This window comes from Anaerobacterium chartisolvens (assembly GCF_003337415.1).
GTDB classification, from domain to species: domain Bacteria; phylum Bacillota; class Clostridia; order Acetivibrionales; family DSM-27016; genus Anaerobacterium; species Anaerobacterium chartisolvens.
In genome coordinates, this window is record NZ_QPJT01000005.1 from 174,052 (window position 1) to 190,243 (window position 16,192).

Sequence of the window (16,192 nt, forward strand, 5' to 3'; positions counted from 1 at the left end):
AAGGAAATTAACTGATTTTGCCTTCGACATACTTTACAATATCCTCAACCGTCCTTAACTTAAGTGCAACATCATCCTCAACCTTTATCTTATAATCATTCTCCAATTGGATAATTATTTGAGAAATATCAAGTGAATCCGCACACAGCCCATCATATAAATTGCTTTCCAGTGAAATTTCTTCTTCAGGTATCCCCATAATATCCCAGAACAGTTTTTTTACCCTCTCATAAACCATAATTCCTGCTCCTTACATGATATATTTTACAAGTATTATATAGTTAATAGTATTAATTGTAAACCATTTTTCGCAAACAAGTTGACAATGATGTTTGGTTTAATATATATTGTTTATATATCTATATAGGATACGATAAAGATTTTACAAACATAGAGGATATAATTGCTTACAGAAATTTTTAATAGCGACGAAAAGACGCCTTGCGGGGAAATGTCTCACGGGTCTGTCATCAGGCGCTTTTCTCAGATGTATTCCTTATGGGTCAAAAAAATTTCTTCCAGCAAGTTATATCCTCCATGTAAAATCTTTATCGATATATATATAGCTGATATAAAAGGAATGGTTATGGACTATTTTGAAAAAAAACTATCCTATGTAAAAGAGAACGGATTATACAGGGGAGATTTTAAGTATTTAAATACGGAACAAGCTCCTAAAGTAGTAATTGAAAACAGGGATATTATTCTGTTGGGTTCAAATAATTATCTGGGGCTTTGTAACGATTCCCGCCTTAAGGAAGCGGCTATGGAAGCCACGGCCAAATATGGTGTAGGCTCAGGGGGCGCAAGGCTTACAACAGGTTCCTATGAATTGCACAAAAAGCTCGAAGAAAAAATCGCCAGATTCAAATGTGTTGAGTCAAGCCTTATATATACCACCGGGTATATGGCAAACACAGGAATTATTTCTGCTATATGTGACAGAAAATGGACTATTTTTTGTGATAAGAATAATCATGCAAGCATAGTTGACGGAGCTTTATTAAGCGGTGCCAGAATAATAAGATACAAGCACTGCAATATGGGTGACTTGGAACGCAAGGTACATACAAATAAAGGCGATAATAATTTAATAATAACCGACGGCGTATTCAGTATGGATGGCGACGTTGCCCCATTAACCGATATTGTCGGGATAGCAAAAAAGTACGGCTGCCTTACAATGGTAGATGATGCGCACGGATTTGGTGTTTTGGGAGAGAATGGTTCGGGAACTGTGTCACATTTTAACTTGAACGGACAAATAGACATACAAATGGGAACATTAAGTAAAGCAGTGGCATCTGTCGGCGGATATGCAGCAGGAAAAAAAGGAATTATTGATTACCTGAAGAATTTTTCAAGGAGTTTTATTTTTTCAACGGCACTTCCTCCATCAACTATTGCGGTATCTCTGAAATCAATAGAAATTATTGAAAATGATAATGACAGAAGACAACATTTAAAAGAACTTTCCGACTGGTTTAGAACCGAACTAAAAGAATCGGGTTTTACGGTGTCCGGCGAACTCACTCCCATTATTCCTGTTATCACAGGTGGCGCCGATGAGACTGTGGAGCTGTGTAATAACCTGTATGCAGAAGGAATTTATGTGCCCGCTATAAGACCTCCCACCGTACCACGCGGAACGAGCAGACTTAGGATATCTCTCATGGCAACTCATACCCGTGAAGATTTGCAATATGTTGTGGCTATGATTAAAAAACATGGCAAAAAGGTACATAGATGAAGAATTATATTTTGATATTGTCAGGATGGGCGGTAAATAAGGTGGTGTGGCAGCCATTATGTGAATTGATGAATATCGACTATGAAATAGATGTATTTGATTGGAATGATATTAATTCAACTGAGGAATACGCACAAAAGGTCATTTCACATATTGAAGCAAAAAAAATTGGCAGGGTTACGCTGCTTGGTTGGTCTCTGGGAAGTCTGACGGCAATGGAGATTGCAGAAGCTTATCCCTCAAGGGTTGAGCGAATGGTACTTTTTAATGGAACAGCCAGATTTGTATGTGACAACAAAACCAATTATAAATTTGGCTGGGATAAAAGAAATATTGACAAAATGTTATTTGTGTTGACAAAACAGCTTGAGAATACATTAAACAGCTTCTATAAAAAGCTTTTTACATATTCGGAAAAAAGCAAGGGTTATTATAACAATTTTCTTGAGACTGCCGGGACCTTGACAAATACATATTCCGTTAAATCACTATCAGTGGGACTGGAATACTTAATTTCAAAAGATATGAGAACGACCATGGAGAGGATCAATACTCCGGTTTGTCTGATACACGGTGAAGGTGACAGGATATGCCCTTTAGAAGCTGGAATTTATTTGGACAGGCATTTAAATAAATCAAGACTCACAGTCCTTGCAGCAACAGGCCATATGCCGTTTTATACGCAGCCTGAGAAATGTGTTCAAATAATTAATGATTTTTTATTGAAAGGACTATTGTAAATATGATTGACAAAGAGAAATTAAAAATAAGATTCAGCAGAAATGCAAAACAGTATGATAAATATGCAACTGTCCAGAAACGGATGGGGGACAGGCTTATAGACTACGTTTTATCCCAAAACATTTATTTCAATGATATTTTAGAAGTAGGCTGCGGCACAGGCTACATAACCAGAGCTATGGTACATAAATTCCCCAATGCTAAAATTACGGGTATAGATATCGCTCCCGGTATGATTGAGCATATAAAGTCAACCGTTCAAAATCAAAATGTGGATTTTATATGTGCCGATGCTGAATGCATTGATTTAAACAGTATGTATGACTTAATAATATCGAATGCAGCCTTTCAATGGTTTAATGATCTGGAGAGGACTTTTGAAAATTTAGTCAAATTGGTAAACAAGGGAGGAGTTCTGTGCTTTTCAATCTTCGGGCAACACACCTTTAGTGAATTGCGTCAGGCTTTTTTAAAGGCGGGAGAGCTGCTGGAAATTGATGAACCTATCACCCCCGGACAGTCTTTTTTTTCTGTGGCAAAGCTAAAGGATGTTATTGGAAAAAATATACATGGTAATTCGGAATTCTTTTTGGAAGAAATCTATGATACAGAATATTTTGACTGCTGTATGGATTTTTTATATTCGGTCAAAAAGATTGGAGCAAACAACAGTCAAAGTGACAGAAATGCTTCAAGACATGACTTTATTGAAAAAGTAATGGATATTTACGATTCGGATCATTCCGTAAATAACAAGGTAAAAGCTACTTATCACAATATTTTTGCTTATATAAATATAAAATAAGGGGAGAAACAAATAATGTTAAATTTTATTAATGAATTAAAAGCCAAGGTATTGCAAGGAAATTCAATTGATTTTGATGAAGCTCTGAAGCTGATAAATATTGATGAAAATGACGCGGATACCCTCTCTGTTTTATTTGAAAGTTCAAATGAGATAAGAAAAAAATTTGCAGGAAACAAGGTTGATTTATGCACAATAATGAATGTCAAATCGGGAAAGTGCTCTGAAAACTGTAAATATTGCGCTCAATCCGCACACTATACCACCGGAGCGGAAGAGTTTGAGCTTGTAAGTTATGAAAACGTGCTGAAAAGAGCTTTGGAAGTTCAGAGCCAAGGCGCTCACAGATTTTCGATGGTAACTAGTGGAAGAGGAATTAAAAGTAAAGAATTACTTGATAAGTTAACAAGTATTTACCAACGATTAAGAAAGGATACCTCTCTTAAAATATGTGCTTCACATGGGATAATATCCTATGAACAGGCAAAACAGCTTAAAGAAGCCGGAGTAAGCATGTATCATCATAATATAGAAACCAGCAGCAGCCACTACCCCAATATTTGCACCACCCATGATTATGAAGACAGGATAAATACAATAAGAAATGTCCAAGAAGCGGGAATGGAAATTTGCTGCGGTGGAATTATCGGTATGGGTGAAACCTTGGAAGAGCGCATTAAAATGTTCTTTGAAATAAGAGAGCTGGGTGTCAAGTCGATACCGATTAATGTTTTAAATCCGATAAAGGGTACGCCTCTGGAGGCCTTGCCAATACTTTCCCCAATGGAAATATTAAAAACAATGGCTGTAGCCCGCTTCATTATCCCCGACTCTTATATACGCTATGCAGGGGGCAGAATAGCATTAAAAGACAAGCAAGGTATTGGTTTTAAAGCCGGAGTAAATGCGGCTCTTGTAGGAAATTACCTTACAACCTCAGGAAGTAATGTAGAAGAAGACAAACAAATGATTATTTGTTCGGGTCTTGAAATATAGGAGGTTAGCTTTGGCAAAAGGTATATTTATTTTAGGAACAGATACAGGGGTGGGAAAAACTTTTGCAACTGCCGGAATTGCATACATCTTAAAACAGCACCACCATAATGTGTGCTGCTTTAAAGCAGTTCAAAGCGGAGGCATACTAAAAGACGGTAAGCTTGTTTCGGGAGACATTAAATTTATTAAAGACATTAACGATATGCAAGAATTCTGCGCTCATATGAATTCTTACTGTCTTAAAGCCGAGGTATCACCCCATATGGCAGCGGAAGCAGAGGGTATTAATATTAATATAAATAAAATACTGGAAGACTACAAAACCCTTGGCGACAAATATGATTATGTCGTCGTGGAAGGTGCCGGCGGAATTATTGTACCTATTATAAGAGAAAAATATTACATATACAATCTTGTGAAAGACTTGGATATTCCTGCGGTTGTTGTAGCCAGAGCAGGTGTGGGGACGATTAACCATACCGCCCTGACCGTTAATTTTGCAAAAAGCATTGGAATCACTATTAAAGGTATAATTATCAACGGGTACAATGGCAGTTATTTTGAAAAAGATAATATAAAAGTAATTGAAAATATAACCGGAATTAAAGTTATATCAGTTTTGAGCCGGATAGATATTGAGAATGAAGAAAAATTTATTGAAAAAGCTAAATTGGAGTATGCACGAAGTATGAATATTGATGAAATATTAAAAGTATTTTAATGGGGGATTAATTTGGAGCATACTAAAGACTTACCTCAAAAAGATTTAAAATATATATGGCATCCTTGTTCACAAATGAAGGACTATGAAACATTTCCTCCAATAATTATCAAAAAGGGTGAAGGAGTATTTATCGAGGATATTAACGGAAATCGCTATTTAGATGCCATTTCCTCATGGTGGGTTAATTTGTTTGGGCATTCCAACAAAAGAATAAATGAGGCTTTATACAAACAGGTAAACCGGTTGGAGCATGTGATTTTTGCTAACTTTTCACATGAACCTGCTATTGAGCTTGCTGAGCGAATTATAAATGCGGCGCCTGCAGGACTTGGCAAAGTGTTTTTTGGCGATAACGGCTCATCCGCTGTTGAAATAGCATTAAAGCTTAGCTTCCAGTATCACAGGCAGACAGGAAAACCCAAAAAACAAAAATTTGTTGCTCTGACGAATGCGTACCACGGTGAAACCATTGGGGCATTATCTGTGGGTGGTGTTGACTTATACAATAATGTATACAAACCTATACTTCTCGAAGTAATCCGGGCAGAAGGACCCAATTGCTACAGATGCAAATATAATCTGAAAAGAGAAACCTGTAATGCCGAATGCTTTGAAATATTGGAAAATTCGATGAAGGAAAAGCATCAGGAGGTAACAGGAATAATTATTGAACCTGTTGTTCAATGCGCTGCGGGTATGAAAATATACTCTCCCGTATATTTGAAAAAATTAAGACAGCTTTGTACCTTATATGATATTAACCTTATAGCAGACGAGATCGCAGTCGGATTTGGGAGAACCGGCAAAATGTTCGGATGCAACCATGCAGATATAACCCCTGATTTGATGTGTGTATCAAAAGGCCTTACAGCGGGTTATATGCCTCTGTCGTTAACACTTGTACCTGATAAAATATATTCTGCATTTTATGATGACTATACCAGTTTAAAGTCCTTTCTGCACAGCCACAGTTATTCCGGCAATCCCTTGGGGTGTGCCGTTGCAGTTGAAACATTGAAAATATTTGAAGAGGAAAAGATCCTTGAAAAAAACATTTATAAATCCAATTACTTAAGAAAAAGTGTTGAAAAGATGCTGCTTGATATACCTCATGTTGGGGAATACAGGCAAATAGGCATGATTGGTGCAATCGAGCTTGTTAAGGATAAAAAAACAAAGGAAGGATTCAATTGGAAAAAAAGAGTAGGCTATGAAATTTATAAAAAAGCCTTGAATAAAGGTGTTCTATTAAGGCCCCTCGGCAATATAATATACTTCATGCCCCCATATATAATAAATGAAAGCGAAACAGATTATATGGTTTCCGCAGCAAGGGATGCCATTCTTGAACACCTCAATATTACTTGATTTTCAGAATACCGATTAAGGTCTGGTTAAGGCTTTATTCGGTATTTATTTTTTCATATAGACAAAAGTATTCATATGGTATATAGTATTACTATAAAGGAACACTAAACTGTTGCCTATTAATACTAATACCAAAGGAGTTATGCATAAATGGATATAATTGATTTGCTGATACAATTTAACTTAACAAGACAAGAAGCCTCTATATATTTGACCTTGCTTTCGGAAGGTGATATGAACGGATATGAAGTTGCAAAGGTCACTGGCATTTCACGCTCCAATACATATACTTCCCTTGCTTCTCTAGTAGATAAGGGGGGGGCATTTACTATAGAGGGTCCAACTACCAGATATACACCTGTTCCAATTGAAGAATTCTGTGAAAATAAAATAAGAAATCTTCAGGAAAAAAAGCAGGACATCATAAAGAGCATTCCTCACAAAAGGGATGAGATTGAGGGATATATCACTATTAAAGGGAGAAGCCATATACTCGATAAAATGAGAAACATGGTAAAGGAAGCAAAAGAGAGAGTATATCTTTCTATATCAGAGACGGCACTTCAATGCATTCTTCCTGAAATCAGGAATGCAATAAATAGAGGAATAAAGATGGTCTTAATAACCAATATGTCCTTCAGCCTAGAGGGTGCAACGGCTTATTTCACAGAGAAGCCACAGCAGCAGATACGGCTTATAGTAGACTCAACAAATGTACTTACAGGGGATATTGATGATGGTGAACACTCCACCTGCCTTTATTCCAAAAAGAAAAACCTTATTGATCTATTAAAGGATTCTCTCAAAAATGAAATCAGGTTGATAGAAATGATGAAAGGAGAAAACAGAACATGAAAAAGCCTTTTGTTAGTACTGAGCAGTTAAAGGAAATAGTAAAAAAATATCCAACACCATTTTATTTGTATGACGAAAAGGGAATACGCGAAAATGCCCGGAGGCTAAAGGAAGCATTTGCATGGAACAAGGGATTTAAAGAATACTTTGCAGTGAAGGCAACACCAAACCCGTATATATTAAAGGTTCTCAAGGAAGAAAGCTTCGGTGTTGACTGCTCGTCTTATACGGAGCTTATGATGGCTGAAGCTGTAGGATTTAACGATGATGAAATTATGTTTTCATCAAATGTTACACCCAAAGAGGATTTTCGGCTTGCACGCAGATTGAACTCAATCATTAATCTTGATGACATTACACATATTGCTCTCTTAGAAAAAATTGCGGGAATCCCTGAAATAATAAGCTGCCGTTATAATCCCGGAGGGGTGTTTGCAATAGACAATGACATTATGGACACTCCGCAGGAAGCCAAGTATGGCTTCACACGAGAGCAACTGACCGAAGGCTTTAAAATGCTTATCAATAAAGGGGTAAAGCAATTTGGACTGCATTCATTTTTAGCAAGCAACACAGTTGCAAATGAGTATTATCCTGTTTTGGCAAGAATGCTTTTTAAAACCGCAGTAGAGCTTCATAGAGAAACGGGTGCAAATATCACATTTATAAATCTTTCAGGAGGTATTGGCATACCATATCGCCCAGAAGAGCAGCCAGCGGATATTTACAGGGTGGGGCGGGGAGTCAGGAAGGCTTTTGAAGAGATACTGGTACCAGCCGGTATGGATGATGTAGCAATATACACTGAATTGGGAAGGTTTGTGCTTGGACCATATGGCTGCCTTGTTTCAACAGTAATTCATCAAAAGCGTATACATAAAGAATATATTGGATTGGATGCTTGCGCCGCGAATTTAATGCGTCCGGCAATGTACAAAGCATATCACCATATTACAGTAATGGGCAAGGAGCAAGATGCTTCTGACCATAAATATGACGTAACCGGAGGATTGTGTGAAAATAATGATAAATTTGCAATTGATAGAATGCTGCCTAAAATTGATATAGGGGACTTGCTAATTATACATGATACTGGTGCTCATGGATTTGCTATGGGCTACAATTACAATGGCAAGCTGCGATCTGCTGAAATTTTACTGAAAGAAAATGGTGAGACTGAGCTTATTCGCCGGGCAGAGACACCGGCTGACTATTTTGCAACTTTTGATTTTTCTGAACGGTATAAATTTGCAGATATTCAGGAAAGCAAAAGCCAGAGCCAGAAAACTTAATAATGATATTCCTTTTAAAACCTGAAATATCTGTACTTTTGACTGGGATTGTGGTTATAATTGTAATAAATTATATTTGTACCAAACCGACAGCCTAAGGGAGGTGCTGCAATGGAGTATACGACGCCGAAGCCAAGGGAATTAATTGCCATCATTGAGCCGGACGGGGGATATGCGCTTGATTGGCAATATGTGAATAAGGATGTTGAAGAATATTGCGCCAAATTCCAACAAAATATATATGACATGTATCTTGCAGATCGTGACATGGCTTTGCTTATGCTGGGTGCAGCGAAAAAAAACGTAGTGCTTCCTGAAACGGTGGAGTACCTGTTTAAAGTAGCGTCGGCTTTTGTGAAGTGTCTTTCAAGAAATCCCGATCTGGAGGCCTTGCGTGAAAAGGCAAAGGGGCTGCCGGAGGATAAAGAGCAGGACGAGCTGCTTGCTGAAGCACCCTTTATAAACGGCGCAGAGTACCTTGACAGGCATTGGATTACATGTGCATGGGACAAGCTGAACAAGATTTTTTCCAAAGAAATGAAAAAGCATCAGGGCACTGTGGCGGAATACTTTATCAGCAAAAATCCCGATATTCACTTTGCGGGGAAGGTATATTTCCATTTGGTAGAAAGCAAAAAGGAGGATTATCCCTTTGCGCTTCTTGCGACGTATGCCGCAGAGCCGTCCGCTGTCGGAAAGGCCAGACATCTGCCCCTAAAGAATGCGCTGATGGAGTATGGGCAAAACAGCAAAAAATTATTGGAATTGTTATCTACCGTCAATAAGGCGGCTGGACAGAGCCAGTTTATATCGGGCTTGGTGGAAACAGGTGAAATATTCTATCCCATAGGACTATACCCCGACGAGGCATATACTTTCTTAAAGGAAGTGCCTTTATATGAATCGGCAGGTGTTCTTTGCAGGATACCCAATTGGTGGAGAAAAAAAGCGGAATCCCTGAAAATGTCTGTGAGCATAGGTGAAAAAGCAGCTTCATTTGTGGGCTTGGACGCACTTGTGGATTTCAATGTGCATTTGTCCTTGGGAGGAGAAAAAATAACAGTTGAAGAGCTGAACAAGCTTGTATCTGAATCAGAGGGTCTGGCGTTTATTAAAGGCAAGTGGGTGGAGGTAGATCCCATAAAGCTTCGGGAGACTCTGGCAGCCTACGAACATGCCAAAAGGGAAGCGGAGCGGGGAGAGCTGACTATGATGGAGGCTATGAGGATGCAGCTTTCGGCAGAAAAGCTCCTTAATATTAAAGATAATATATGTGAGGTTGAGGTCAGCAACGGAGAGTGGCTGGAAACAATTCTGGCACAGCTTAAAAGTCCTGATAATATCAAAGCTGTGGGGTGTGGAGCCAATTTTAACGCTACGCTCAGGGAGTATCAGCAAAAAGGGCTTGGATGGCTTTATACCATGAAAGAGCTTGGGCTGGGAGCATGTCTTGCCGACGACATGGGTCTTGGAAAAACAATACAGGTAATTGCCCTGCTAAACAGCATAAGGATGAAAAAAGAAGAGAGGGTTCTGCTGGTTGTGCCGGCTTCATTAATCAGCAACTGGACTTCAGAAATTGCAAGATTTGCTCCAATGCTGAAGCACTATGTAATACATCCTCAGGAAAGCAGAATAGTGACCGAAGCTGACGACTCAAGCGGCGGTGTTTATATTACCACTTACGGTATGCTGCTAAGGCTGGAGTGGATAAAACAAACCGAGTGGGACATAATTGTATTGGATGAGGCACAGGCTATAAAAAATGCCGGAACAAAACAGTCAAAAACCGTAAAACAATTGAAAGCACGGAGCAGAATAGCACTGACAGGGACTCCTGTAGAAAACAGGTTATCGGATTTATGGTCTATTTTTGATTTTCTAAATAAAGGGCTTTTGGGAAGCGCAAAGGAATTCACCGAGTTTTCCAAGAAACTCAAGGAAAACAGTGAAGGGTATGCAAAACTTAAGCAGATGATATCACCATTCATAATGAGAAGGCTGAAAACTGACAAGAGCATTATAGCAGACCTGCCTGAAAAAATCGAGATGAAAACCTATTCAACTCTCAGCAAGAGACAAGCCGCGCTGTACAGCTCTATGGTGGACGAGCTTCAAAGGAAGCTGGAAACTACAGAAGGCATTGAACGGAAAGGGCTTGTGCTGGCAGCACTTACAAAATTCAAGCAGATATGCAATCATCCTGACCAGTACCTTGGACAGCATACTTATGCCGAGAATGAAAGCGGCAAGTATCAAAGGCTTAGAGAAATTTGTGAAACCATATACGAAAAAAGAGAACGCGTAATTGTGTTTACACAGTTTAAAGAGATTACGGAGCCCATTGCGGCATTTTTAAAAGATGTCTTCCAGCATGAGGGGCTTGTGCTTCATGGGGAGACACCTGTAGCAAAGCGTAAGGATATTGTTGCAAGGTTTCAGGGGCATGAATATGTGCCGTTTATGGTACTATCCATTAAAGCGGGAGGCGTAGGCTTGAATCTTACGGCGGCAAATCATGTAATACACTTTGACCGCTGGTGGAATCCGGCTGTTGAAAATCAGGCTACGGACAGGGCGTTCAGGATAGGCCAAAGAAAAAATGTGCTTGTGCATAAATTTATTACCAAGGGGACAGTGGAAGAGAAAATTGACAGGATGATAGAGGAAAAGATAAAAATAACAAGTGAAATTATGCCTGATATGAACGAAAGATGGATTACCGAAATGGATAGCAGACAGTTGATGGATTTATTCAGACTAACAGTATAACCATGTATAATAGTTAGAATTCTACAGATAGGTAGGTGGAGCATATGCCATTTTATGGGTTCCCTGAATATGTACCTGTGGCAGAAAAAAAGAGAAAGGCCCAGAAAGCTGTTGAGAAGCTCAAGAAAAAGAACCCGGATATTTCACCGGTAGTGATACAGGGAAGGAAGCTTGCCGTTACATGGTGGGGAAAGGCATGGAATGACAATTTAGAGAGCTATTCAGATTATGAAAACCGTATTGACAGGGGACGCAGCTATGTACGCAACGGTGCGGTTCTTGACTTAAAGATTGAAAAAGGCACGGTAATTGCATTGGTGCAGGGAAGCTCCTCTAAGCCCTATAAAGTTGAGATAGGGATTGCTAAGATTAAGAATGAAGCATGGGAAAAGATAAAAAAGTCATGTGAAGGCAAGATAGAATCATTGCAGGAGCTGATCGATGGGAAGTTTCCCAAGGCGTTATCTGAGCTGTTCACTGCAAAGGGAAGCGGTTTGTTTCCTTCGCCGAAGGAAACAAGCTTGAGCTGCAGTTGCCCTGACTGGGCTGTCATGTGCAAGCATGTGGCCGCTGTGCTGTATGGAATTGGAGCGAGGCTTGATGAGAATCCCGCGTTGTTCTTTACTTTAAGAAACGTAAACATAGAAGAGCTAATTACCGAAGCTATCAAAGGAAAAACAAGGGACATGCTGGGTAGAACAGGGGCGAAGAGCCGGCGCATTTTAGAAGATGCAGATCTAGGAGCCATGTTCGGAGTGGAAATGGATAGTACCGGCCCTGCTCAGGATGTGAAAGAACAAAAGAAAAGAGGAAGGAAGAAAAAAGAATAGCAGATAAAAATAAAATCCACACTATGTGACATCCCACCACTTTATGGTATAATAGTAATGCGATTGCATATTTAAATGGCTTACAGACCGGGTTTTCGGAGGGTCGATGTGATTAGGATTGTTATAGCGGAAGACGACCAGCTTATCCGTGAGGCACTGAAATTGACGGTTGAGCAGGATGAGGCTATTGAAGTGGTTGGCTGCGCCTCTAACGGCTTGCAGGCTTTTGAGCTTTGCGGCAGGCTGCTGCCTGATGTGGTATTGATGGACTTTTCAATGCCTGAATGTGACGGCGTTGAGGGAACCAGATTGATTAAAAGTAAATATGATATAAAGGTGATTATATTAACAATCAGCTTTGAAAGTGATACAGTGTCAAAGGCTTTGGACAGCGGGGCTGACGGGTACATTTTAAAGGATGTTCGGCCCGGAGAGCTGATTCAGATGATTAAAAGCACTGTGATGGGGCTGAGAGCCGTTCACAGCAATGTTTTAAGCAAAATGATAAAGCACGGTACCGGGTATACTGAAAGCAGCCCGCCCACACATGAAAGTGAAGAGAGACTCTTAACAATACGCCTTACCGGAAGGGAAAAAAGCGTGCTCCAGCGGATTGTATGCGGAAGGAGCAATAAGGAAATTGCGGCAGATCTTTTACTCTCTGAAGGAAGGGTCAGGAACATCATAACCAATATGCTCAAAAAGCTTGATCTGGGAGACAGGACACAGCTTGCAATATATGCTTTTAAAAATAATATTGTATAATATGCTCACATGGGGTTGATAGCGTGACGGGATATGGGAACGTATACCAGATATACACAGGTGTTCTTATGAACAGCATTCAGGCACTGCTGGTGTTATTCCTGTTTTCCTTTATGGTCTTTAAACAGAAGCTGGTTTTGCAGCATTTGCTGTACTCCTTTATTTTAGGCATCCTGTGCAGCCTCTTAGAAAGCTTGTCCCATCTGCTCTTTGCGCCGGTAAACATGTCTATAAGCACTATTTTAACTGCCGCTCTCTACTTTGCCGTTTTTAAATTGGTTTATCGCTTCAGTATATTGAAGTGCTTCATATCTATGTTTTTTACAATGGTGTTGTTTATTATAGCCAGCCTTGGCACAGCGGCAATATTATCTATTCTTGACATAGGCAGGATGTTTTCCGATATTAGGGTATATGTAACGGCGTGCCTTCTGACCTTTTCCTTATACATTATTGAATTGCTGATAATAAGGTTTTTCAGGCTCGTTTCCAAATTTCCGCCGGCTGTAAGAAGGAGTATTTTTATTTCCAATATAGCCTTTCTATCTGTTACCGTTTTAATCATTATTTGTAATATGAATTACTATGTTTATATGTCCGGGACTGAAAACAAGTGGATACTTATTGCCAATTGTACAGCTTTTCTATATATGGTTTATGCCAATGTAAGCTCAGGCTTAAGCCTGCTGAAATATAAAAAGCTCATGGAGCAACACTTAGATACCGTGGCTGAGCTGGCGGCAGCCAAAGAGAGAAACCGTTTTGCGAGGGATGCCCATGACACAATAGGGCATACAATGTCTAGGATTATAGCCTTGCTTGAAAAGTGCCGTATTTCGTTTAAAAATGCCGGTAAAGAGTCGGAAATGATTACGGAAGCGGCGGATTACGCAAGAGAAGGCCTTCGGGAAATCAGGAGATCCATTGCCGGACTGATCCCGGAAAGTCTGGAGTGTGAAGATCTTGAGGCTGCATTGAGGGAGCTGTTTTCAGGCTTTAGATCATCGGGTATAAACATTGATTTTACAATGCAGGGGAGGTTTACAGGCAGCGTCAGACTTTCCGGCACTGTCTACAGGATATGCCAGGAGGCTGTATCCAATGCCGTGAGGCACGGAAATGCATTAAATATTACGGTGGCCCTCCGCTTTGAAGAGATGCTAAAGCTTTTCATCTGCGATGACGGTACGGGGTGCAGCGAGATTAAAAAAGGCTTGGGGCTTTCGGGTATGGAGCAAAGGATTAAGGAGCTGGGCGGACAGTTGAGCTTTGGTTCTTCGGATTGCAAAGGTTTTCAGATATATGCCACAATACCTGTGGAGTAAAATATGGGTATAGACTTTTTAAACTTCACGAAAGGAAACAGAAATAATGGGGGATAATTGGGAGGAGGCCTGTGCGGGCCTAAAACTTATCAGAGAGAAGGACAGCGGCGTAAGCCGGCAAATATATGAGGTTCTAAGGCGGGAGCATTTTTTGGGAAGAAGCTTTTATAAGCCTCTGCTCAGGGAAATAGGACGGAGTACAATAAACAGCCTTGATTTAAGCTTTTTAAAAGAGCTTGGAATTGGCGGGATTGAGCGTATACTTGATATGGACTATCCATATTCGCAAAATCCCGGGGAGAACGGAGGCAAGGGTAATACGCGGGAAAGTGGTGCCACGGGTGGCGACGGAGGAGCAAAATACAGCGTACAGGCCGAAAGCCTGGCCGGAAGCGTTATCATACAGGGAAATAATACCGTTGGAAATATAACCATAGGTGACGTTGCCGAAAAACAGCGGGAAGCACGGGTGAAAATAAATTCTGAGATCAAGAACAATTTTACCGAGTTGTCAAAGCATGTGCTTGGGATTGAGTGCTTAAAGCCGCAGCCCTTCTGGGACAAGCGCAGGGTTAATGAAACGGAGCAGGGCTATCAGTCCAGAGCGGAGGGAGCATTTTTAAAATACAAGGAACTGGTGACCTCGGAGGTTTCAAAAATAAGATATTCACAAACGATGTATTTATCTTTTAAAACCTACATTACAGACGGAGGGATGCTCGAAAGCTTAGACAAAATATACCGAAGCTTTGAAGAGGTTATTTATTATATTCATGACTATGATGACTATTTAAATCACCTGCTAAGCCTTGGAACTGAAGACGGCAGGAGGCACAGGGAGTGTCTTTCAAAGCATAAGGAGGCTGCCGCTATGCTTAAGATAGAGCTGCTGGAGGCTGCGGCGCATTACTTTGAAGCGTTTGACGGGGAGGCTGATATTGCGGAGGTGCTGTTATCCCTTTGCATGGCAAATATATGCGTAAACGTGGCTCCGGGGCAACAGGCCTTTTCAGAGTGCCGCAAAAAGATTGCGGAATATTGGGAGGAAAAAACGCACATTCTGAGGGAGCGTATTGTGGAGGATGAGGGAATAAGGAATGTGGATCCCCATATTCATGATCCTTATATTGCCATGCTCCGAAGAACTGTCGGCTTGAGCGAAACTCTTTCGGAGGCTGAAATACGAAAGCTTCGGAATTTGAAAATAGACATGGACGAGAGGGACCCCTTAAAGCTTTTTCAGCTTGCTGCCTTTTCGTATATTGAGCTTGACGGTGAGGCCACTGTTGTATACTTTCAAAGGATATTGGAGCTTGGGGATATTTCGCCCACGCACAGGAGATTTGCCGAGAACTCGCTGCACAGGCTTAAAAACCCCGATTTTTATCAGGGGGCATTAGGCGTTATGGTGCTTGGTGTAAATAATGGGGGAGGGCTTGAAAGGGCAGGCGTACAGTTTGGAGATGTGATTATATCAATTAACGGGCAGGTTTTTATGGAGCCCTTTGATTTATCCTCTGCTCTGGCGGGTGAGAAGGCGGGGACGCCGATACTCCTTAAGCTGGTGAGAAATAAAGGGTACGAAACAGCGGTGCTGAATTCAGGCCATCCGGCAGGGGGAGCCTTAAGCCAGCTTGTTATATACAGCCTGTTCCAACTTTGAAGTAAAGAATTAACTCACCCCCAGCCCCTCTCTTTTCAAAAGAGGGGGGCAGATCTTTTCCTTTCGCCTTCTTTTGCAAATTCATTCCGTTGCATAAATCTTTTGATCCCATACACGCCAATTGTCCCCCTTCATTTCTTCGTCTTCACAGAAAATCCATATAAATTTGATATATTAACAAAAAATATCTCATTTACAGTGCAGATATAAAATTGTACAATACAATAAAATTAACTAATAAATACCTTTTTGCAAAATTTAAATTACTTATCTGCTCATAGAAGCATACTTATCCATATTACAAAA

Annotated in this window: 15 protein-coding genes; 13 read left to right on the plus strand and 2 right to left on the minus strand. The window is 40.3% G+C overall.

Translation table 11 applies throughout. The annotated features are described in order from the left end of the window. Positions 1-7: 7 nt before the first annotated feature. Positions 8-238, minus strand: coding sequence for an acyl carrier protein (locus DFR58_RS06095; RefSeq protein ID WP_114296919.1), 231 nt, complete (start codon positions 236-238; stop codon positions 8-10). A 165-nt stretch (positions 239-403) separates the two neighbouring features. On the opposite strand from DFR58_RS06095, the gene bioF reads away from it, so the two are divergent. The 13 genes from bioF (at position 404) to DFR58_RS06160 (ending at position 15,886) form a co-directional block, all read left to right on the plus strand. Next, on the plus strand, positions 404-1,750 hold the full coding sequence (bioF, locus tag DFR58_RS06100; RefSeq protein ID WP_242987421.1) for an 8-amino-7-oxononanoate synthase: 1,347 nt from the start codon (positions 404-406) through the stop codon (positions 1,748-1,750). After that, positions 1,747-2,490, plus strand: coding sequence for an alpha/beta fold hydrolase (locus tag DFR58_RS06105; RefSeq protein ID WP_114296920.1), 744 nt, complete (start codon positions 1,747-1,749; stop codon positions 2,488-2,490). The genes bioF and DFR58_RS06105 overlap by 4 nt, the downstream gene beginning before the upstream one ends. Positions 2,491-2,492: 2 nt before the next feature. After that, positions 2,493-3,296 (plus strand): malonyl-ACP O-methyltransferase BioC, encoded by an 804-nt coding sequence (bioC, locus tag DFR58_RS06110; protein WP_114296921.1) that lies wholly within the window; start codon positions 2,493-2,495, stop codon positions 3,294-3,296. 15 nt (positions 3,297-3,311) lie between these two features. Further along, positions 3,312-4,292: a biotin synthase BioB gene (bioB, locus tag DFR58_RS06115; protein WP_114296922.1), complete on the plus strand. Its 981-nt coding sequence runs from the start codon at positions 3,312-3,314 to the stop codon at positions 4,290-4,292. A 10-nt stretch (positions 4,293-4,302) separates the two neighbouring features. Next, on the plus strand, positions 4,303-5,013 hold the full coding sequence (gene bioD / locus DFR58_RS06120) for a dethiobiotin synthase (protein WP_170138052.1): 711 nt from the start codon (positions 4,303-4,305) through the stop codon (positions 5,011-5,013). Between the two features lie 12 nt (positions 5,014-5,025). Continuing rightward, positions 5,026-6,384, plus strand: a complete 1,359-nt coding sequence (gene bioA / locus DFR58_RS06125) for an adenosylmethionine--8-amino-7-oxononanoate transaminase (RefSeq protein ID WP_114296924.1) — start codon at positions 5,026-5,028, stop codon at positions 6,382-6,384. A gap of 150 nt (positions 6,385-6,534) precedes the next feature. Further along, positions 6,535-7,239: a TrmB family transcriptional regulator gene (locus DFR58_RS06130; RefSeq protein WP_114296925.1), complete on the plus strand. Its 705-nt coding sequence runs from the start codon at positions 6,535-6,537 to the stop codon at positions 7,237-7,239. After that, positions 7,236-8,531, plus strand: a complete 1,296-nt coding sequence (locus DFR58_RS06135; protein WP_114296926.1) for a diaminopimelate decarboxylase family protein — start codon at positions 7,236-7,238, stop codon at positions 8,529-8,531. The genes DFR58_RS06130 and DFR58_RS06135 overlap by 4 nt, the downstream gene beginning before the upstream one ends. A 111-nt stretch (positions 8,532-8,642) precedes the next feature. Continuing rightward, positions 8,643-11,303, plus strand: a complete 2,661-nt coding sequence (locus tag DFR58_RS06140; protein WP_114296927.1) for a DEAD/DEAH box helicase — start codon at positions 8,643-8,645, stop codon at positions 11,301-11,303. Positions 11,304-11,347: 44 nt separating this feature from the next. Further along, positions 11,348-12,133: an SWIM zinc finger family protein gene (locus tag DFR58_RS06145; protein WP_114296928.1), complete on the plus strand. Its 786-nt coding sequence runs from the start codon at positions 11,348-11,350 to the stop codon at positions 12,131-12,133. A gap of 108 nt (positions 12,134-12,241) precedes the next feature. Continuing rightward, entirely contained in the window at positions 12,242-12,898 is a 657-nt protein-coding gene (locus DFR58_RS06150) for a response regulator (RefSeq protein WP_114296929.1), read from the plus strand. A gap of 23 nt (positions 12,899-12,921) precedes the next feature. Further along, a complete protein-coding gene (locus DFR58_RS06155) occupies positions 12,922-14,223 on the plus strand; it encodes a sensor histidine kinase (RefSeq protein WP_114296930.1) in 1,302 nt (433 codons plus the stop codon). Positions 14,224-14,269: 46 nt separating this feature from the next. Continuing rightward, positions 14,270-15,886: a PDZ domain-containing protein gene (locus tag DFR58_RS06160; RefSeq protein WP_114296931.1), complete on the plus strand. Its 1,617-nt coding sequence runs from the start codon at positions 14,270-14,272 to the stop codon at positions 15,884-15,886. Here DFR58_RS06160 and DFR58_RS21770 read toward each other — a convergent pair. After that, entirely contained in the window at positions 15,861-15,998 is a 138-nt protein-coding gene (locus DFR58_RS21770) for a hypothetical protein (RefSeq protein ID WP_170138053.1), read from the minus strand. The two genes, DFR58_RS06160 and DFR58_RS21770, sit on opposite strands and share 26 nt — an antisense overlap. Positions 15,999-16,192: the final 194 nt, after the last annotated feature.